The organism is Halobacteriovorax sp. GB3, assembly GCF_028649655.1.
Lineage (GTDB): Bacteria > Bdellovibrionota > Bacteriovoracia > Bacteriovoracales > Bacteriovoracaceae > BSW11-IV.
Genome location: NZ_JAQSLN010000004.1, coordinates 158,684 through 179,779 on the forward strand (window position 1 = coordinate 158,684; position 21,096 = coordinate 179,779).

Consider the following 21,096-nt stretch of genomic DNA (forward strand, 5'->3'; position numbering starts at 1 on the left):
AAGCCCCTTTTTTATAGATCGACGATTTCTTTTGTCTCTTCCACTAGAGTTTTAAGCAATTTCTTTGTCTCTTTATCGAGATTCATGTCTTTTTGCTTAGATTGCATCGCTTTTAGAAAAGCTGCTGCAGTAAGACCTTTTGGCATGGCCTTCTTCTTAGTGACTTTCTTCTTAGCTGTACCAGCAGAAACAACACCTGTTTTAATGGCCTTTTTAAGCTGACTTCTCTTAGTCACTTCTCCAGCAAGAATCTTTTTTTGCATGCTCGTTTTAAAGGCACCCTTATCAAGAGCATCAAACTCTAAAAGAACATACTTTTCAATGTTAAATTCCTTTGCAGCTTCTTTTAGCTTCTTAGGCATTTTAGCAATGAGAAGTGAACGGTGAACTTCTGATTTAGAAATTCCAAGTGCCGCTTGGATTTTTCTCTCACTAGCTTTTGTTGCTTTTTGATAGTTTAAAATTCCATCGGCCTTATCAATGTAGTGAAGAGCTTCACGCGAAGAGTTCTCAGAGAACTGAATCGCCATAAGCTCTTCTTCTGACTTGTTATCAAGAATGAAACAAGGACATTTTTCCATATCAATAGAGCTCATTGCACGGAAACGTCTCTCACCACAGATAAGAGTCATTTTTCCAGTACTGTCTCTATGAAGAACGAGCGGTTGAATCAGTCCGTTAACTTTAATGTTAGCGGCTAGTTCTTTGATTGAACTATCATTGAACTTAGTTCTAACCTGTTCTTTTACATAAATATCTTTAAGCTTAATTTCATCGAGTTTAGCTCCTTTAAGGAGTCTCTCGTCTGAAAGTTGAAAAAGATCGCGAGAAAGTTTATCCGACATATCGATAACTTTTCTCTGTCTCTTAGAAACACGAGGAGCAAAATTCTTCGCCATATTATATCTCCACTTCCTTGTGAAATATTTTTCTTAGTTATTAACAATTATTCCCTAGGACTTAAAGTCCTAGAGAATGCCAAAGTCTGTCATAATCTTGGTGACCACGAGACTTCTTACCCATACGACAAATTGGCTTCTTAAGCGAGATTGACTCTTGCATCTGAACCAAGTTTCTAATCGGAGGAGTAATGTTAAAAGATTGCGCCAGCTCTTCCATTCTCTGTCTTTCAATCTTTCTTCTTGTATTAACCATTGATGGAATAATTGAAAATTCAAGGCCTGGATTTTCAGTTTCCTTGATAATTTCAAAAGTATCCATAAGCTCTTCTAGACCATCAATAGAATAGTCTTGAGCTTGCGTAGGAATCAGAATTCTTGTTGAAGCGACAAGTGCCATAATCAACTCATCTCCAAGCATTGGAGGAGTATCAATGACAACGTAGTCGAACATTCCTTGAGCGTGTACAAGTCTCTTTCTCATAAGACGCTCTTTTCTTCCTGCCTCTTTTCTAATTTCACCCTCTGAAAGAATCAGAAGCTTAGAGAGGTTCGCCATATGGCGAGAAGATGGAATTAAAGTAATATTCTTGTGAAATTCCTCAGAACCTTCTGATGGAACCATCACATCTTCAATAGGCACATCACCAATTAACCACTCAGGAATAAGTGTTCTGTGAATATGAACATTGAATGTTGAAGATAAGTTTGCTTGAGAATCTAGGTCAATAACGAGAACTCTATTTCCCTTATTGGCCAAGTGGCAGGCTAATTGATAGCACTGCATTGTTTTACCAACACCACCTTTGTTGTTGGCGACTGTGATAACTTCCATGAATCACTCCTTCAAAGATCACACTTGATCTAGTTGTCCCTACCAAAAAGTGTAGGACCATCCACACGGAACGTCAAAATAATCAATGGGAAAAAATCACCTTTTTTTAGATTCTTACGAGCTATTCAACAATTTCTAGCTAATTCTCGCAAAACGGAGGCTTTCAACCTCTTAGATGGGCTAAATCTCTGTAATTTTTCCAAAAATAGCCCTGCTTTTTCAAGACCATGGCATTATCTGGCATCAATTTATACAGGATGAGCCTCTTTGAACAAACCGACTTTAGTACTCCTTACCTCTTTATTTTCTCTCAATTCTTTCGCTATGGACTGGAACGGAGCAACTGATGAACAGGTTAGAAATGCTATTTGCGTAAAAGAGGTCCCAACACTAACTCAAATGAAAGATGAGCTTATCAGTGTCGATAACACTCTCGTTAAAAAGTCCCAGGTCTTTTCCTACACATTTGAAAATGAAAATAAATTTCTTATTGATACTTTTAGAGAGCTCGTCACGAGAAGAGCTCCAGGTAGAAAGCTCGTAGAAGAGGAGCTTCAAGAAGATCACGGCCAGGGATCAGAATGTAAAAAAGTTTTTTGTGCCCTTAAAGAATTATTTCCTGGAGATGTTGGCCTTAAGAGTGCCTATATTCGCGGGATCTATGGACTCAATCCATCTCCTTATGCTTTCACAGACAAGGGTGAACATTTCAATGATCGTGAAATTGATCGCGTTCTTGTTGCGCTTCTCGCAATTCCTTCAAGAATGGTTCCTCTCTTTTCAGGAAAGAGAATCAATCGATATTTAAGGGGAGTCATTCCTGGCTACCACCGATCTCCCAATCCAAAAGAGGAGTCCGTTGTCTTTGCTAATGCATCAATTGAATTCTTCGATCCGTGGGAAAAGACTAGTGATGACTTCATGACCTATGTCGCTTTTCATGAGTTCGGACACAATTTTTCATATGAAATGGATCTAGCCTACAGTTCTTATTGGGAAAGTCTTTCTCCTTGGGGTATTTTTGATTTTAATCAAGAGAGTTTTGTTTCGATTTATGCAACAACAAACGTATCAGAGGACTTTGCAGAATCTGTGGCGACGTATCGCTATAACCCATGGCACCTCTATTACACATCTAAAGATAAATATGATTTCATTAAATATAGTGTTTTTTATGGCGCAGAATTTACCAACGAGAAAAGCTGTGATGACCACACTGTCCTCGATGATATCGAACAAATGATCCCATCTGATTTTGAGATATCGCAAATCCAAAGACCTCTTTGTTCTGCGGAGATTGGGCATTATTTAGCACGCCCAAACTACTTCACAAAAAAAGATATTCAAAACTGTACCAAAAGAGAAATTGTAAAACTCGCTCTTAAAGAGAAAGAGGATGAACTTTCTTACCTCTATCAGGACATGCTTGGCTTCGAGGTCAATGCTCTTTCGACAATCAACATTTCAGATGACCTTCAAAAGAACTTCTTTCAAAAGAATACAGAAACACTCATCACTAAGATGACGAAACTTCTCTCTTCAAAAATTAAAAATGAGAAGTGCCAAATTGAAGATCTAAGACGTGGTGGAACTTTGGATCGCCCTTACTGGATTACCGACAAAGAACAGTCTCTTGCCTTTGAAAAGCTATGCCGTAAAGTTGTAGAAGGAAAGTCTATGAGCGATAGCGAATTGGCCTACAGCATTTACCAAGAACTATTCAAAGAACTCTAAAAATATTAAATAGTTAGAAAAGAGCTTCTTTTTGACCAGCGTCAAATTCTCTCTTCCTTTTTAGTGTTAGAATGCCCATAAATACTAAGGCGCAAGTCTTCTGGACAGAGCCGGAAAAAAGGTATTTATTAAAGGCTCAACTAACAAATAAAAAGGGGAATTCCATGATTAACTCAATGGACGTTGTTGAATTAAAAAAGCTAATCGATACTAACGAAAACCTTCTTCTTGTAGACTGTCGTGAACAAGATGAATGGGACGCGGGCCATATTAAAGAAGCAAAATTTGTTCCTCTCTCACGCTTTCAAGAACTATTCGAATCAGAACTTCCAAGTAAAGATGCAAAAATCATTATGCAATGTCGTTCAGGAAAGAGATCAATGAATGCCTGTATGTTTCTTATGGAGCAAGGTTATGAGGATCTCACAAACCTCGAAGGTGGAATTCTTGCTTGGCAAGAAAACGGATTTGAAATCGTAAAATAAGGACCAACTCATGCTAGATCTTTTTAATGAAAAAGATGACCACCTACCAATTATTTCTAAGGAAGAGCTCTCTGATGAGGAAGTAATTGTAGAGTTAAAGAAAATAAAAGAAGAATTGAAAGATCAAGTCGTTGTTCTTGGTCACCACTATCAGCAAGATGATGTCATTCAATTTGCAGATGTCACAGGTGACTCACTCAAGCTTGCTCAAGATGCAGCCAATCTAGATAAACCCTATATCGTTTTTTGTGGGGTTCACTTTATGGCAGAAACTGCGGACATGCTTACAACAGATGATCAAACAGTCATCCTTCCTGATATGAATGCTGGTTGTTCAATGGCCGATATGGCCAATAGACAAGAAATCGATAAGGCCTGGAACTTTCTAACAACTTCAACAAAAGAAAAGATTGTTCCTATTACATATATCAATTGTGCTGCCACACTTAAATCATTTGTTGGTGAAAATGGTGGAAGTATCTGTACCTCATCTAATGCTAAAAGCATTATTGAATGGGCATTTAAAGAAGGTGAAAAGCTTCTCTTTTTCCCTGATCAACATCTTGGAAGAAATACTTGTTTTGAAATGGGTATTCCACTTGAGGACATGGTTGTTTACAACCCTAATATGCTTAATGGTGGATTAACTCCAGAGCAAGTTGATAAGGCAAAAGTAATTCTTTGGTATGGATACTGTTCTGTTCACCAAGGCTTCAGTGCCGCACAAGTAAAGTCGATCAAAGAAAATTCACCAGAGACAACTGTTATCGTTCACCCGGAGTGTAACTTTGAAACAGTTCAAGCTGCTGATGACAATGGATCAACTGCTTATATCATTAACAAAATAAAAGATGCTCCGGCAGGGACAAAATGGGCAGTCGGAACAGAGATTAATCTCGTAAACCGTCTTGCCGAAAAATTTCCAGATAAAGAGATTACATCACTTTCTCCTTATCAATGCCTATGTACGACGATGTACAGAGTGCGTCCGAGATGGCTCCTTGCCAGTTTCCGTGCGATCAAGGAAAATAAACCAATAAATGTTATTAAAGTTGATGAGAAAACGGCTAAAGCGTCGCTTGTTGCTTTAAATAAAATGCTAGAATTGAGTCAATAAATTAAAGAGAGAGAGAGGAAAAAATGATTTATGCGGACTACAATGGAAGTGCTCCCATTTGCGATGATGTTAAGGATTATCTAATTGAACGTCTAAAAAAAGACGGACCTTATGCCAATCCAAATGCAATTCACTACCTTGGAAGTAAAACACTAATGGGAATGGAGAATGCGAGAAGTATCTGCTCAAAAGTTCTTGGAGCTGATTACAATCAAGTGATCTTTAACTCAGGTGCCACAGAAGGAATCAGCCACGTTTTTCACTCGTGCCTAGACAATGCACAAGAGCTTGGAATCAAAGCTGTTATCGTATCAGGGATTGAACACTCTGCCGTTATCAACTCGGCAAAGGCTTATGCCAATAAAGGTGTTGAAACAAAAATTCTTCCAACACTCAATACTGGAATTATTGATCTTAGTGCACTTGAATCATGGCTAGCTGACTATGGGAAAGAATTAGGTCTAGTGGCCATCATGGCCGCAAATAATGAAACGGGAATTATTCAGCCTTATGAGAAAGTTGCTGAACTTTGTAATAAGCACGACGTTCCATTTCTATGTGATACAACTCAATACATTGGTAAAACAATTTTTAACTTCAAAAAATCTGGTGCCGACTATGCTGTGACATCAGGTCATAAGTTCGGGGCCCTTACTGGTGCCGGAATTCTTCTCGCTAAAGACCCTACATCTCTAAGACCACTCATTATTGGTGGTGGACAAGAGAAAGGTCACAGAGGTGGAACTCAAAATTATATTGGAAATGAAACTCTAGCTGTTGCTCTTAAAAATTTTGAAAAGAACCTAGATAAAATCGAAGCACTCAACTCAAAGAGACTTGAATTTGAAGCGGCCCTTACAGAGAAGTTTCCTGAAGTCGTTATTATTGGTAAAGAGTCTCCTCGCCTAGCGAGTACAACATATGTTTCTTTTCCAGGGATTCACGGACAAGCTGTCCAAATTGAGTTAGAAAGTCAGGATATTTTTGTAACAACATCTTCTGCATGTTCAGATAATGAACCCGTAACAAGTAAAGTACTCAAAGCGATGGGAGTAACTGACGAAGTTGGTCGTGGTGTTGTTAGAATTAGCCTAGGTCTTTGTTCCCCACTTGAATATTATGACGAAATCCTTGATGCTCTTACTAAGGCCTATGAAAAATTAGGGAAAATTAAGAGCTATTAAGAACTTCTATGATTAAAAAAATAATTCTCATATTAGCGGCCCTTGTGGCCGCTTCTTGTCAAAACGACGACATCCAAAAACAGACCTACTCACATCCGAATTGGTCAAAAAACCAAAAACAAGAATTCACTCATAGACGAATTGTCGTGGCCTCAACAAATTCATTTAAAGGTCACCTTGAGGGTGTGAGCGAAGAGATTGCTCCAACTCTTATTACTAGAAATGGAGGAGCAAAGGCCCTCAACTTCTATATTGAAACGCTTAAGAAAAGATATAACGATCAACTCGTTCTTCTAGATGGTGGTTTTATCTATAACCACGATGACAATTCTCTTAAGAAATCCCGTGTTCTTGATCTTTATCGCTATTTAGATTTTGATGCTGTTCTTTTCACTGAAAATGAAATGAGTGAGCAAAGTACACTTGAGTACTATGATATACCTTTTGTCTCCAGCAATATTATCGATCTCCAAACAGCAAAACCAATCGAAAAAGATTTCCTTCTTCCTCATCGAATCATTTCAAAGAATGGCCTCAAGATTGGAATTCTAGGAACAACTTCTTTCAAAAAGAATGAACGTCAAAAAAAGATAGGTATCTACTTTGAAGACCCTGTACTCAGTATTTTAAAGACGAAAGAGTTCTTTGATAAAAATAAAGTAGATATAACAATACTTCTTGCTCACTTTGAAACGGATTGTAAGTCGAAAGAGTCCTATAAGAATAATAAGAGCGATCGCCTACTTGAATGCCCTGAAAGTCGTGACGAACTAAAAAAGCTGATTAAAAGACTTCCTCCTAATGCAGTTGACCTCATTGTTGGAACTGATGCAACTGATAGCATAGGGTTTTATAAAAATATTCCCGTCATTCAAAATAATGGACATGGGCTGTATATCAATAGAATAGAACTCTTCTACGATACGGTTTCTAAAAAAATTATCTCAGAAAAAACAAAGATTCACACGCCAACGAAACTTTGTCGTCGATTTTTTAAAGCAAGTGAAGATTGCCATATTGCAAACAACAATGAATCGCAAAAGAAAATCAAAGCAATTCAAGACGATCAATTTAAAATGACAGATGCAGTATTTTTAGGAAGAAAATACAAAGAAGACTCACTACCATTCATGCCCTAATAAAATTAAAGACAAACGAGAATCTTGTTTTCATCGCAATAAGTTTTTAGTCCAGGTTGGCAATATCCCGCCGGACTACCACTGAAGCAGAGATCTTTTCTCTTTGTTCCAGTAAATTCAAATCCTCTAGCACAAGCGGGCTCTCCGCGAGTTCCACAAAAGCTTGGAGCACAGTATTTCGAGCCACCTTGCTTACAATTAAAGTCAACGACCTCGTAAGAGCCATAAGGGCATTTACTACACTCATTAGGCGTTTCATCTTGGCACTTTTTATTCACTTTATGACATATGACGGCCTTCTTTTCACTGTAGGGCCCTGACATTTTAAAGATTTCACTTCTTGTATTCTTTCTAAAAGAGAGCCCCCTTATTCGCTTCTCTTTTAGTCCTAATGAATAACGAGAGAGAACTCTCTTATCTTCAATCTGCATCATTGGGATTTTTATCAACCTTTGCTTATCGTTTTCATAGAAGCTTAGAACGAGTTCAAAAGGCGGAATAATCCCTATTCCATGAACTCTTTGCTCTTCAGTTTTAAAATACACAATGAGTTGATTAATCTGCTCTAATCGAGAGACGAGCTCTCCCTTATAATGATCACAGGCTCCATCACTTTGCCTCAATTCGAGCACTCCCTTCTTCTCATAGGGAGTTTTATAATTGAGACAAAATCGTTTATTTCCAATTTCAGTTCTAAAAATAGTCAGCCAAGCATTTTTTGGATGTACATAAGCCTCTTTATTTATCTTTCTCATATCTTGAAAACGAAGAGTTTCACTAAGATGAAGAGAATTAAATGAAGCTAAATCAAAAGAAACGGTTTCTTTTTTTTGACAAGAAAGTGCGAGAAACAAAATTAAAAAGAATGTGAATATTCTATTCATTAATCATCCTCATACAGCGAAAAGCAACTCCAACTCGTTCTTTATTTTCAAAATCTTTTTCATATTTTCCAAAATCAAACTCTTGTATATTATGACTGGCACCAGACCAATAACCTCTAATTCCAATTTGATGTACTCGAGATGAAAGAGGAAAATGAATGCTTGAAAGTCTAATATTTTTCTTTGGGTCGATTTTATTTTCTAAGTACTCAAAAGGGCCACCCATAACTTGATAGATTCCACTCCAAGAATTCGATAGTGTCGAGTGATGAATATAGGAAGTCACACTCTTGCAGTCTTTAGCATAGAGTTTTGAGCACTCATCTTTTGTGAAATCTTTTTTCTTATTGGCCCAGGCCTTAAAGACAAAACTTTTCAAATTACTTCGCGTCCATGGGAAGCGACTTCTATTCAAAATGGTTGGTCTTTTATTTTCATAATCGCCAGGATGAAATACCGCTGCATCATAAACCTTTGCAGACAGAACTTGCTTTCCTTGCTCCATACAATAGGCATCCATTTCAGATTTTGTTAAGTAAAGTGCTGAAGCGGCAGGATTACCATCATTTTTTTTGACTTTTAATTTTTTAGCAAGGGCCGATGTCTCTATCCACTTGTTCACTTCATAATTTGTGACTTGAAATTTATCGATAAAAATTTTCTGATTAAAATTATCCCAATCCCAAATCTTTTGTTCTTTTGGATTTCCATATCCATAAATTCTTTGCGGAAGAAAAACTTCGTGACACGATTTTTCAAAATATAGAGGTCTTGTGATTGTTTTATTCTCTTTTTCTAAGTTAAAAAGAAAAAGAAACTCTAAACGACTTGTGCTGTTTAAAGGATCATTAGAATAGAGATAGCGAACACCTTCTTCACTTTTAAAGCTAATCTTTGCCCCATTCTCTACAAACTCTTTTTTAGAGTTCAAATAACAAGAAAAATAGTCCGGGTTGCATTGATAAAATGAGTCATCGACATCCTTGATTTTCTCAAATACTGGACAGATAAGCTCATCTTTAACTTTAGCATTTGAACTTTGGCCTGAAAGCCAGATAAGTTGTGATTTTCGTGCAAACTCTAGGAACGATCGTGATGCTTCAGCTTGCCATAATTGTTCCCTCTCAGAGTCACTTTGACCCTGAATAAGCATAGTAACCAAGTTTACTGATACAGTAATCACTAAAAGTATAACAATAAGGAGCACAGGGCGCTTAAATAATTTCACTATCATTCCATTCAATCACGTTACGTTGTAGAATTATATAGAGGATGCCTACACTTTGTAAGGCCAACAAATAAGAATCAGGAGAACAATTCATGGATTGGATTGAAAGAGCAGAGAATGAAAACACAGCACGTGGACAAACACTCTCCTTCTTTGACTATATGGATGAATATGAGAAGGCCCCACAGCGTGAATCCAGAACGACTCATCAATATCTCATTGATATGTTGGACTACTTTGGAAAAGATGATCGAGGCCACTATAAACTCTTTCAAATTGACTCTCCCGATGCTCCTCCTGTCTATGGTCAATTAAAAACACAACAAAGCATTATTGATAATCTCCACAACTTCAAAGAAAGCGGATTCAACAACAAATTCATTCTTCTTGTAGGCCCTAACGGTTCTTCAAAAAGTAGTATTGTGAAGAAGCTTATGAAAGGTGCTGAAGAGTATTCTAAGCAAAATGCTGGGGCACTCTATACATTTAGTTGGGTCTTTCCTATTGATACTTACGTTAAAGGAAACCTCGGTTTAACAAATGTTCAACATTCAAGAGAGCTGAAGACCTTCGCTTACCTAGAAGATAAAGATATTAGTGCGATCTTAAACTCAGAGCTTAAAGATCACCCACTTCTTCTTATTCCAAAACATCACAGACAAAATCTTATCGATGAAAATCTTAGACATGATCCTGAATACCACAATATGGTTAAGAGTACGTACCTCTACCAAGGTGACCTCTCTAAAAGAAATAGGATGATCTACGATGCTCTTCTTCTTAATTACAAAGGAAAGCACAGTGAAGTTCTAAAGCATATTCGCGTTGAAAGATTCATCATCTCAAAGCGCTATTCAAATGGTGCAGTGACAATTGAACCGCAAATGCACGTTGATGCGAGAATGCAGCAAATCACTATGGACAAGCGTCTGGCAACATTACCGCCAAGCCTTCAGTCCCTAAACCTCTTTTCAATGCAAGGAGAAGCGGTTTCTGCGAATAGAGGAATCCTAGAATACTCAGATCTTCTAAAGCGACCTCTGGATACTTTCAAATATCTTCTTCAAACAATGGAAACGAAGAACGTTAATCTCATGGGAATCCTAACAGAGCTTGATATTTTCTTTGTCGGAACATCCAATGAAATTCACCTTCAGGCCTTTAAGCAACACCCAGACTTTAACTCTTTCAAAGGTCGCTTTAACTTTATTCGTGTCCCATACCTACTCGATTACAAAGAAGAGGAAAAAATATACGAAGAACAGGTTTCTCGCTTAAAGGAGCGAACTAATTTTGAACCTTACTCTCTAAAAGCACTGTGTATGTTTGCCGTCATGACGAGACTTCGCTCTCCGATGGGAAAACACTACAAAGATAAAAAGTTAACAGATATTGTCACAAGCTTAAATCCACTAGAAAAATGTCACATTCTTAGTGGAGGAGAACTCCCTGATCGCTTTGATATTGAAAGCAAGCAGATCCTAAAGCATGGAAGTGATGAACTTAAAAATGAATTTGAATTTGAAAATCTATACGAAGGTAAATTTGGTATTTCTCCACGCGATATCAAAAACATCATCTATCGCTTATCTAGCCTAAATGACACTGTTACTTTCGTAGAAGTTTTCAAATATCTAGAAAGAGTTATTCAAAAGAAGAACGACTACGACTTTCTCAATATGACTCCTCATGGAGATTTTCACAACCCAGCGAAGTTCATTGATCTAATTAAAGACGAAATGCTCGATCTCTTCGATAGAGAGTTACGTTCTAGTTTAGGCCTCATTGATGATCGCTCTTATGAAGATTATTTAAGACGCTATATTGAAAATATCAATGCCATGATTAAAGGTGAAAAAATTAAAAACTCAATCACTGGCAAGTATGAAGAGTGTGATGAATATTTCATCAAGGAATTCGAATCAAATATCAATCTCAAAGAAGATGCGATGAAGTTCCGTTCTCACCTCATCTCTAAACTTGGTGCATTTTATCTCGACAATCCAGGAACAAAGATTATTTACAAAGAAATCTTCCCTGAAGTTGTCGATCGCCTACAAGAGAGCTTTCGCAACGAACAAAAGAAGGCCATTGTCGAGATCTCGAAAAATCTTGTTTTCTATGAGGCGGAAATGAGTGGTAAAGAAGAGAAAAAGCAGACTCTTCTTACAGAAGATAGCAGAAAACAGATCCTTACAGTGTTAGAAAACCTCACAACGAAATATGGTTATTCACAAAACGGTGCACTTCAGCTAATAAAGTTCATAATAAAAGAACGTTATTAGTACAAATAAATGGGCATTGTAAAAAAACACTTCGGAACAGATTTATATTACGCAATTTATTCGGTCGAGGAAGAGCAACATTTCATGCGCCTCGACCAATTCATGCAAACCTTCCTTCCTAGTTGGTCGAGACAGCAAATTAAAAAGCGTATCAAAGACAAGAGCATCCAAATTCTAGGACGCCCGGGAAACAATCGCCCTTCAACTCTCGTGCACCATAGAGAGCATATTCAAATCACCATGCGTGATGAAGGCGTTGAAGACGAGTACTGGAATGGAGAAAAACTAGAGCTCGACAAAGATCCTGAAATTGTTTTTGAAGATGATGATCTCGCAGTTATCTCAAAACCAGCCTACATGTCCACTCACCCAACAGGTCGCCACTTATTTAATTGTGCAACTGTTGTCATGGAAGGACGCTATCAAAAGACTGTTCACTCTGTGCATAGACTCGATCGTGAAACATCGGGAATCCTCGTCATGGGTAGAAATCCAAAAATCTCCACAATTATGACGGATCACTTTCTCTATGATCGCGTAAGAAAGTGTTACTTCTTCATCGCAATTGCCAATGAAGAGTATAACGGTGAAATTAAATTTGAATCCAATGAAAGACTTGGTTCTGCAACTAAGACAGGACTTAAAAGAGTTCTCATCAATCACTATCCTGAAGATTCAAGTGATGGGAAGCACGCTAGAACACTCTTTCACATCATTCATCAAGAAGGAAAGTACGTTATTGGACTGGCCTTCCCACAAACAGGTCGCCAGCATCAAATTCGTGTACATGCCATGGTTCAAGGTCTTCCACTTTTGGGGGATAAAATGTATCTCGGTGGATTTAAAATGTTTCAACGTTTCAAGGATCAAATAGCGAGCACTGAAGATCACGATCTCATGCAGATTACTCGTCATGCTCTACATGCCATGGCCATAAAGATTCCTTATAAAGGTGAAGAAAGAATTTTCAAATCTCATATCCCACTAGATTTAAAAGCATGGCTTGAACAAAATATAGAAATGCCAATATCAGAACTAGAAGAAAAGCTCTCAGATGGTATTGATGAATATCTTAATCAGTAAATTATTTCAATGAGGACTTAAGGTAGTTATAAACTCCCTTTGGACCTTCATTTTCTTCACCAACTAAAATTTCAGATGGTTCATACTCTAGTTTTTTAAGAACGGATTTAATATTGGAAACACCAACTGTGTTGGAAAGATTTTTAAACATCGATTCATCATTAAGAGAGTCTCCAAAGAAAACTGTTTGATCGAGAGAAATACTGGAATAATTTCTCTTCATAAACTCAACAACAGCTTTATACTTTGAAACTTCTCCACACCAAAAATTCAAATGAACATTGGATTGAGAGTAATTGATCTTCTCTTTTTCCATGAACGCTTTGATCTCTTTCATGCGCTCAAGATCTTCAGTTAAATCATCAAGTTCAATGGCCCTATCAGTACGCCTTCCAATTGAATCAATTGTAAGCTCAAGTCCATGAAACTTTTTAAGAAGTGCTTTTGAAAATGTTCTAAGCCTTGTTCGATCTTTCTCTTCTACAAGGTAGTCGTTGTAGAGATGATTCCCTTTCTTTCTTCCAACGATAACTCCTCCGCCCTCACAAATGACATGATTGAGATTAGAGAAGTGAGTCAGTAGAAAGTGTCCCCATGAAATAGACCTTCCCGTCACAATAACCAGTGGAATGGAATTCTTTTCTAGTATCTCAAGAATTGAAAAGAAGTCTTTCGTAAAATCAGTGTGATGAGTAAGAGTGCCATCAAAATCAGAGAATACAATACTAGGAATCATGGATTAGTCCAAAAAAGAGGGCCAGTTAAACTGACCCTACTTACGAATTAGTTAATTGGAAATGAAACACCGAATACAAAAGCAGTGAATGAGTCTTTAAGATCAACTTGAACTTCTGCGTTTCCAAGTAGGTGTTGGTAACCTTCAATTGGAAGATGTCCATTAATCCCTACGTTAGCTGAAAGAGTGCTCTCGTAAGACTTTTCTTTCGTATCAAGTTTCAGTCCTAGCGGAAGTGAAGCATACGGATACGCTTCTTTACCCCAGAAACTGAACCCTTTAGATACTTGAGGAGCGAAAGTAAAAGAGTTCTTTCTCGTCTCAAATTCTTTAGAGTTTTCAAATTGTGCTTTCAAAGAAACACGTGGTTGATTCATAAAATCAGGAAAAATTTCGTAGTCAGCTGATGCAAAAATTGACCCGTCTCTCTCACCACCATTAAGGGCAAGACCTCCGTCAAAAGTAAGCATTTGATTCATTTTATAAGTGTAACGAACCTGTGCTCCTACACCACCACCAGAAGAAGTGATCCCTGTCGCTTCAGTCGATAGCATTTTCGTATTAGACATTAGTGGGAATGTTGAATAACCCATCCCAACAGCTAGAGAACTAGCACTGGCTGCCATAGCGGCCACAATAGAAATAACTTTTGTTGTCTTCATAATTCCACCTTCCTTGGGATTGAAGAGATTTTCTCCATATTCCCTAATATTCTAGCCCTTTGACGCGCCAAACGTCAAAAAAATCCACCGCTTTTGACCCATATTTACACAATTTTTAAATCCCATATTGACTAGTGTTCTGGAAAGCTTTATAAAGTCTTTACGAATTGAATTGTGGTGGCTGTGGCGCAGTTGGTAGCGCAGTAGATTGTGATTCTATTGGTCGAGGGTTCGAGCCCCTTCAGCCACCCCATTCTTTTCAGACATTCACTTCGATGACAATCCCTTCGGGGAAAATCATATTAAAAGCAGAGTTTAACCCACTCTGCTTTTTTTTTGGAAGCGGCAAATGCCAGGAAGGCATTTGACGCTGAACAACTTCGAAGGCGACCACGAAGGGAGCCGCAGAATACTTCTCGAACCGACCAACCAAATTCAAAAACTAATTCCATGAAATACACCAACCGCCAGGAAGGCATTTGACGCTGAACAACTTCGGAGGCGACCACGAAGGGAGCCGCAGAATAGGTCCATTCCGGAGACATAGTTTACACTTTTAAATGAAATGGTCGGTTATAATCTTCTTATAACAGGAGGTTGTAACTATGCCATGGATGGAGTGTAGAGTTATGGATCAAAAATTACAGTTTGTTGCTAGATTGCTTGAAGGCGAAAAAATGGCACCTTTGTGTCGTAAGTTCGGGATAACACGGCCAACAGGATACAAGATCTAGAACCGTTACAAGAAGCTTGGAGAAATGGCCCAAGTTGAGCAAAAGAGAACACCTCACCGTTATGCTAATTCTCTTCCCATTGAGGTTGAAGCTTTAATTTTAAGCTTAAAAAGAGAGTACCCAAACTGGAGTGCTCCCAAAATAAGAGAAAAAATAATAAAGAAGTTCCCAGATGTAAAAGTTCCAGCAACAAGTACTATCCATGCAGTACTAGATAGAAATGGACTTGTTAAACATCGTAAAGGTAGAAAACGATATAAATCCCAAGGAACAAATGAAGTCTTTGCCTTTGAAACGTTTACAAGAGCATTTGAAGAGTTTGGTTTACCTGATGCAATTAGAACTGATAATGGTGTTCCATTTGCTAGTGGAGCTTCGTTTTATAATCTTACAAAACTTTCTGTTTGGTGGATGAGACTTGGGATTAAAATAGAGAGAATAGAACCAGGAAATCCTCAACAACTAGCAAGACATAAGAACATAAGTACCACAATTAGATTCTATACTATGAACCTTAAGGCCCTAGATAACCCCGCATCACGCTCTATTGAAAAATTAATTGAGAAGCAAGACTAATCGTACTTTCATTAACTTATAAAATAGAGCAAGAAATCGCTAAATAAAAGACCTTTTTATTCCGATTAGAATTTGAATCATAATAATTATAATATTTTGAATGGTTACAACCATTATGGCTGGAATTTTATGGCAAAATTTATTGGAATTGATTTAGGAACTACGTTTTCTGCTGCGGCAACTGTAGATGTAGAAGGACGACCTGTAATTGTAAGAGATAGCGAAGGTAATAATATTATCCCTTCTTGCGTGGTAGTTGATGGTGACACAATTGAAGTTGGAGCACATGCCTTAGATACTTGGGAAAGCTCTCCAGAGAAAGGAGCTTCACGATTTAAAAGAATAATGGGGACCACAAACAAAACCATTAACCTTTCTGGTAAAGAATTTACACCTACTGAGCTTAGTTCATTTGTTTTGAAAAAAATTGTGAAAGAAGTTGAATCGCAAATTGGTGAAATTGAGGAAGCTGTCGTAACAATACCTGCAAACTTTGCACATGAAGCTCGTGAAGCAACAATGCTTGCTGCTAAAAAGGCTGGCTTAAAAATTAAGAATATTATTAACGAGCCAACAGCTGCTGCACTTTATTACGCATATAAAACAGGAGAGGACCTTGATGGAATATATGCCGTCTTTGATCTTGGTGGTGGAACTTTTGATGTATCAATAATCCAAGCTCATGGGAAAAATGTTGAAGTTTTATCTTCAGACGGAGTTTCTAGACTAGGCGGAGATGACTTTGACAAAGCAGTTATTGATCTTCTTTGTGAAAAGTATAAGGCAATATCAGGAAATGATCTCGATCCAAAAGAAATATCATTAGTGCAAGCAGAAAAAGCTAAAAAGCACTTAACAATAAAGGAAACAACTAAGCAAAAAATCAACGGAATTAGTGTTGAAGTAAGTAGAAATGATTTCCAAGAAAAAATAAAGTCCCTTTTAGCACAAATAGAACTTTTGTGTGAGTCTGCCCTAGATGAAGCCAAGATCCAAACATCACAATTAAAAGGAATCTTTCTTGCAGGAGGATCAACAAGGGTCCCTGCAATTAAGGAAGTAGTTACAAAAGTATTTGGCAAAGAACCAACATCTACAGCAAACGTTGATGAAGTTGTAGCCCTAGGGGCAGCCATATATGCTACTTACAGAGCGGATAGAACTAAACTATCGCCTGGGCAAAAAGAAAGTGTTGAAAAAATTAAAATTAGTGAAACAACTAATAAGTGCTTCGGAACTATTACCCTCACGAGAGATGCTGCGAGAGATGATATTGTTCTGAAAAATACCACACTGATACCTAAAGGACATAAAATTCCATGTTCAGTTACACAATCTTTCTACACAACACATGAAGGACAAACAGGTGTTAACTGTAAGGTTACAGAATCTTCTACTATTGAGACAGATCCAAAGTTTGTAAAGATCATCTGGGAAGGAAACCTAGAGCTACCTCCAAATAGACCAGAAGGACAAAAGATTGATGTAACATTTTCTTATGATGAAAATCAAATTATGCAATGTTCTTTTGTCGATGTAGCTACTGGAAAAAAAACGTCAGTAGATCTCACGATGGTCTCAACAGAGAACTTCGATGATAACAAAATAGATAAATTCTTGGTGGAGTAATATTAATGGAAAAAATACTAGCATGGATAGGTGTTATTATAGCCTGGTTCCTAATTCAACTTGCGTGGAGATTTATAGTAAGCGGAGTTAGTGCTGCAGGCAGGACAGTAACAGGAAAGGGAAATTTTAAAGATAATTTAAATGCTTCATTTTTTGGAATGGAAGATTTCCAGATGAGACTAGTCGACCAACCTTTTGAGAATGGTGAGAAAAATAACTTAAAGGTGAAATCTATTGAAGTAAAAGGTCGATTTCCCATAACCTCACCAAAGAATGCGGCTTTGGTAATATCTGTTCTAGATACCACTGAGGAGGAGTCTCTTCCTGTATTATCAGTACTTGAAGATTATAGAGAACCTGATACAGCGGCTTTTCAAGCTGTAGTTCCTATGGGTCAAATGAAACCTGAATTTGGCTTCCCTAGCTGGACTAAAGTCGGAGGATTTCTTCCAGAGTTTTTAGAAACTGCATATAAAGGAAATAGAAAGTTATCTGTATTTCTTAGACTTGTCGACTTAGAAAACCCTCCCACTATCCGCCTTGGGTATCATGGAAACGATCAAAAAGGACTTCTTTGGATTCAGGGACAAGAGTTTCAGCACAATATGATCTATGCTGGCTATAGAGAAGAGCAAGAAAATCGTATCAAAGCTCATTGCTCGATAATTAAACTAGGAGTTTTCGCTGCTCTATCTGACAATGAATTTAACGAAGAAGAAGGACTATCAATTAAGAAATGGATGTATCAAACTCTTTGTTTCTACTCTGATTTCCAATTTGAAGATATGAAGGCTTTATTTAATCAAACATTTAAAGAAGCATACTCTCAACATCAAAATGGTCAACTCTCTGTATCTGATATTTGTGCGACCTTGAATGAGATTGATAATGATAGTTATAAATATGAGGCAGTAGAACTTTGTTATGATGTCGTTGCTGCAGACAAAAAGATAGAAACTGAAGAAGCCTCAATGATTAGAAAAATTTCAGAAACTCTTAAACTAGACTTTAAAGAGATTGAAAAGATTAAAGATAAGAGACTTGTTGGCCTTGACTCAAATGCTATTGGTGGTGCATCAGTTGAAGAACTCCTTGGGATAAATGAAAGCATGACTCCAGATGAGATTAATAGCCATCTAAGAAGAGAGTTTCAAAAGTGGAATAGTCGTTTAAACACTCTACCAGAAGGTGAAGAAAGAGAGAACGCACAAAAAATGCTAGATCTAATAGCAGAGGCAAGAAATAACCGTGCCGCATAGACTTACAGAAGCTAGAAATTTAGCGAATGCCCTTAGATTCTGTAAAGATGCTCAATCCAACTCAATGAAGAATTATTCACTTAGGGACTTCGATAACATTAAAAATGTTCTCTATAAAACAGGTATGGAAATTACTGAAGTCTCTACTCTTTACCTTGGGAAATGTATCTCAGATATCAAAACACTTTTAAAAATCCCTCAAGAATCAGTCAAAACTTTTGTTTATTCTTCCCCTGAAATCCAAGCAGAATGTTTTCTAGGAAGCGAGAACGAATGTATATTGCGGCTCACATCAGGAATAGTAAATTTATTATCTATCGAAGAATTGAAGTTTGTCATTGGCCATGAGATTGGACATTTTCTTCTTGGTCACTCTGGTGTTTTTGAACCAGAGCAATATTGGCAATCACAATCTCAAGAAATATCTGCGGATCGTGTTGGACTTTTATGTGCTGGATCTCTCGACGTCGCCTTTAGAGCACTCCTCAAGACAACGTCTGGTCTAGACGAAAGACATTTAACCTTCAACGTTAGTGAATTTATTTCACAAATGAAAAAGTTTCTAGAAGTAGCAAATATAAAAAATAATCAATCTACTCACCCGTCTATGGTTCTTAGATCTAGAGCATTAATCTGGTTTTCAGCAAGTGACTTTTTTTTGAATTATCCAGAGGACCACAGAAGATTTGATGTGAAAAGCGTCGATTCAAAAGTTATGAATGATTTTGATAAAGAAATTAGAATAGTAGAAGAACTAGAAAAGCAAAATGTTAAAAATGATCTCCATTTCTGGACTATTGCTGAATATATCTTCAATCTCGGCAAATTCACAAAAGAATCCCAAAAAACAGTTGAGAAAGTTTTAAGTACAGAAAGAATGAACAAGCTTAAATCTTTACTATCAAATTTCTCACCAGATGAAATTAAAAATGAGATTCAAAAGAACTCAGAATCGATAGAAACTATATTACTTCAAAGTTATGCTATTAACCCAAATGAAGTTAAAAAAGAATTCTTAGAAAAAATATATAAAGCCCTTAAATAAACATTTTCTCATCTCTTTTTGAGAGCTATTTAGATTCTGTGACTAAACAATTCTGGAACTTCTTTCTACTACCTGAGAATACTTGTCTTAATCCAACCTTCACTAATACCAGTCTCTAGTGAGTAAAACTCTATTTGTGGGAAGTACTCGGTAGACAGTGGAAGAATAACAAAACAAGCCTCTAATAAATTAACTTGAACATTCTCATTTTCAATAATTTTTCCGTTAGTAATTTAAGTATCGTTTTTCTTATTAAATATTTTTAACTTTAAATGCACCTCTCCACTTGAATTCTATAATTCATGCTAAATAGACAATTTTAAATCTCAGACTATCGACAGTCGTAAATCAACTTAAGTCTATAATTTTCAAATTTTCGATATCCGTATGCCTTTCTTTGAATTAGCTTGGCCTTACGGTTATACCCTTCGGTCTTTCCATTGGTGATCCTGGTTCTAAAATAGTTTAATGTAAGCCTTCTCAGCTCTTTTCTTACCTTTCATATTGTAAATTTTAAGCATCTGCTCTTTGAACTCGTAAATCTTTCCTAGTTCACCAAACATCCAATTGATGTGATCTACAATATTACGCTGAGAGCGATTAAGACGACTTCTGTTTGTTAGATAAAGTCTTCGCATTGGTGAATTTCGACTCTTTTCAAATACTCGATGCTTCATTGTCTCAATTCTTATTGTATTTAAGTGATGATTAAAAAGCTTAATCACATGAAATTTATCAACTGTGATTGTGGCATTTGGAAAGTGAGATCGAGCAAATTTTTTAAATGTAGAAGACATATCAATGACAACATTTTTAACATTCTCACGGCCTTTGATATTCATAATGTGAGAGTTTGCTAGTTCATCATAAGATCGTCCTAGAGCGACATCACGAACTCTATCATTATTGAAGTCGACAAAGATCATAGCAAATTCTTTGAAGTGAGTTTTTGTGTTTCGAACAAAAGAATGTTCATCGATCCCAATTGTTTTTGGCCATGGATAATCTAGTTTTTTGACCTCTAAGTTGAGCTGTTCATAATAGGCTTTGTAAATCATCCAAGTGGAGCATTTACACTTGTTTTGTACACTCTTTAAATCAGTGAAATTAGAAGCACACCATCTAATGTGAGATCTAAATCTTTGTGTGCTTCTAAAGCCCTTTACAATACCTTGTACTGCCGCTCGAAATACTGAAGAACAGTTAGGACATTTAAACCTTCTCTTTCTAATTTTGAGGAAAACCTGTTTGTCACGAATAGGTGTATCTTTGATGTTTACAAAGACATGATCATAAATTTTATAAGACTTTGTTGCACATTTTGGGCAGACTTCAAAAGTCGATTGCTTAATGGCCTCAAATTCAATTGTATGATTTTTGAGGTTACGTTTTTTGATAAATTTGACTTCTGGTAAAGACAAAAATTTGTTAAACTTATTCTCAAGCATGGGTATTTCCTTCGTAAAAAATTGTTTGTCGCAAAACTATTTTAAACGAGAATATCCATGTTTATTTTGTGGGGTAAGCTAGTCTTGTATTAAGGTTTCCACTGCGAACCGAGAAGACCCGTTTTAAATAATTA

Annotated in this window: 17 protein-coding genes, 1 tRNA gene and 1 pseudogene; 12 read left to right on the forward strand and 7 right to left on the reverse strand. The window is 37.0% G+C overall.

From position 1 onward, the window contains the following. Positions 1–11: 11 nt before the first annotated feature. Positions 12–899 (reverse strand): ParB/RepB/Spo0J family partition protein, encoded by an 888-nt coding sequence (locus HBN50_RS14185; RefSeq protein WP_273871086.1) that lies wholly within the window; start codon positions 897–899, stop codon positions 12–14. 61 nt (positions 900–960) lie between these two features. Next, entirely contained in the window at positions 961–1,734 is a 774-nt protein-coding gene (locus tag HBN50_RS14190) for a ParA family protein (RefSeq protein WP_273871088.1), read from the reverse strand. A gap of 324 nt (positions 1,735–2,058) precedes the next feature. Between HBN50_RS14190 and HBN50_RS14195 the strand changes: the two genes are divergently transcribed. The 5 genes from HBN50_RS14195 to HBN50_RS14215 all read left to right on the forward strand — a co-directional run bounded on the left by HBN50_RS14195 (position 2,059) and on the right by HBN50_RS14215 (position 7,393). Beyond that, a complete protein-coding gene (locus tag HBN50_RS14195; protein ID WP_273871089.1) occupies positions 2,059–3,468 on the forward strand; it encodes a hypothetical protein in 1,410 nt (469 codons plus the stop codon). A gap of 164 nt (positions 3,469–3,632) precedes the next feature. Next, positions 3,633–3,953, forward strand: coding sequence for a rhodanese-like domain-containing protein (locus HBN50_RS14200; RefSeq protein ID WP_273871091.1), 321 nt, complete (start codon positions 3,633–3,635; stop codon positions 3,951–3,953). 10 nt (positions 3,954–3,963) lie between these two features. Then, the gene (gene nadA / locus HBN50_RS14205; protein WP_273871093.1) at positions 3,964–5,070 is read left to right on the forward strand and encodes a quinolinate synthase NadA; all 1,107 of its coding nucleotides are present in this window, start codon (positions 3,964–3,966) and stop codon (positions 5,068–5,070) included. A gap of 23 nt (positions 5,071–5,093) precedes the next feature. Continuing rightward, complete coding sequence (locus HBN50_RS14210) at positions 5,094–6,254, forward strand: cysteine desulfurase family protein (protein ID WP_273871094.1); 1,161 nt, start codon at positions 5,094–5,096, stop codon at positions 6,252–6,254. Positions 6,255–6,262: 8 nt separating this feature from the next. Beyond that, positions 6,263–7,393 carry a hypothetical protein gene (locus tag HBN50_RS14215; RefSeq protein WP_273871096.1) on the forward strand — a complete coding sequence of 377 codons (1,131 nt, stop codon included), beginning with the start codon at positions 6,263–6,265 and terminating at the stop codon, positions 7,391–7,393. Positions 7,394–7,398: 5 nt separating this feature from the next. Here the strand turns inward: HBN50_RS14215 and HBN50_RS14220 are convergent, their stop codons facing one another. Further along, positions 7,399–8,277, reverse strand: coding sequence for a hypothetical protein (locus tag HBN50_RS14220; protein WP_273871097.1), 879 nt, complete (start codon positions 8,275–8,277; stop codon positions 7,399–7,401). Next, a complete protein-coding gene (locus HBN50_RS14225) occupies positions 8,270–9,505 on the reverse strand; it encodes a hypothetical protein (protein ID WP_273871099.1) in 1,236 nt (411 codons plus the stop codon). The genes HBN50_RS14220 and HBN50_RS14225 overlap by 8 nt, the downstream gene beginning before the upstream one ends. A 92-nt stretch (positions 9,506–9,597) precedes the next feature. Here HBN50_RS14225 and HBN50_RS14230 point away from each other — a divergent pair, with 92 nt between their 5' ends. Both HBN50_RS14230 and HBN50_RS14235 read left to right on the forward strand, forming a co-directional pair. Further along, a complete protein-coding gene (locus HBN50_RS14230) occupies positions 9,598–11,790 on the forward strand; it encodes a hypothetical protein (protein WP_273871100.1) in 2,193 nt (730 codons plus the stop codon). A gap of 9 nt (positions 11,791–11,799) precedes the next feature. Next, positions 11,800–12,873: a pseudouridine synthase gene (locus HBN50_RS14235; RefSeq protein ID WP_273871101.1), complete on the forward strand. Its 1,074-nt coding sequence runs from the start codon at positions 11,800–11,802 to the stop codon at positions 12,871–12,873. Between the two features lies 1 nt (position 12,874). On the opposite strand, the gene HBN50_RS14240 is transcribed toward HBN50_RS14235, so the two are convergent. Together HBN50_RS14240 and HBN50_RS14245 are read right to left on the reverse strand one after the other, a co-directional pair. Further along, the gene (locus HBN50_RS14240) at positions 12,875–13,609 is read right to left on the reverse strand and encodes an HAD-IIB family hydrolase (RefSeq protein ID WP_273871102.1); all 735 of its coding nucleotides are present in this window, start codon (positions 13,607–13,609) and stop codon (positions 12,875–12,877) included. A 47-nt stretch (positions 13,610–13,656) separates the two neighbouring features. Next, the gene (locus HBN50_RS14245; protein WP_273871103.1) at positions 13,657–14,271 is read right to left on the reverse strand and encodes a hypothetical protein; all 615 of its coding nucleotides are present in this window, start codon (positions 14,269–14,271) and stop codon (positions 13,657–13,659) included. Positions 14,272–14,448: 177 nt separating this feature from the next. Here HBN50_RS14245 and HBN50_RS14250 point away from each other — a divergent pair. From HBN50_RS14250 to HBN50_RS14270, 5 genes are all read left to right on the forward strand, one after another. Further along, positions 14,449–14,524, forward strand: a tRNA-His gene (locus tag HBN50_RS14250). Between the two features lie 505 nt (positions 14,525–15,029). Beyond that, the gene (locus HBN50_RS14255; protein WP_273871105.1) at positions 15,030–15,581 is read left to right on the forward strand and encodes a hypothetical protein; all 552 of its coding nucleotides are present in this window, start codon (positions 15,030–15,032) and stop codon (positions 15,579–15,581) included. Between the two features lie 129 nt (positions 15,582–15,710). Then, positions 15,711–17,210, forward strand: a complete 1,500-nt coding sequence (locus tag HBN50_RS14260) for an Hsp70 family protein (protein WP_273871107.1) — start codon at positions 15,711–15,713, stop codon at positions 17,208–17,210. Positions 17,211–17,215: 5 nt separating this feature from the next. After that, entirely contained in the window at positions 17,216–18,469 is a 1,254-nt protein-coding gene (locus HBN50_RS14265) for a TerB family tellurite resistance protein (RefSeq protein WP_273871108.1), read from the forward strand. Further along, on the forward strand, positions 18,459–19,514 hold the full coding sequence (locus HBN50_RS14270; protein ID WP_273871110.1) for a M48 family metallopeptidase: 1,056 nt from the start codon (positions 18,459–18,461) through the stop codon (positions 19,512–19,514). The genes HBN50_RS14265 and HBN50_RS14270 overlap by 11 nt, the downstream gene beginning before the upstream one ends. 331 nt (positions 19,515–19,845) lie before the next feature. On the opposite strand, the pseudogene HBN50_RS14275 reads toward HBN50_RS14270, so the two are convergent. Beyond that, positions 19,846–20,962: pseudogene (locus HBN50_RS14275) on the reverse strand (ISL3 family transposase). Positions 20,963–21,096 lie beyond the last annotated feature (134 nt).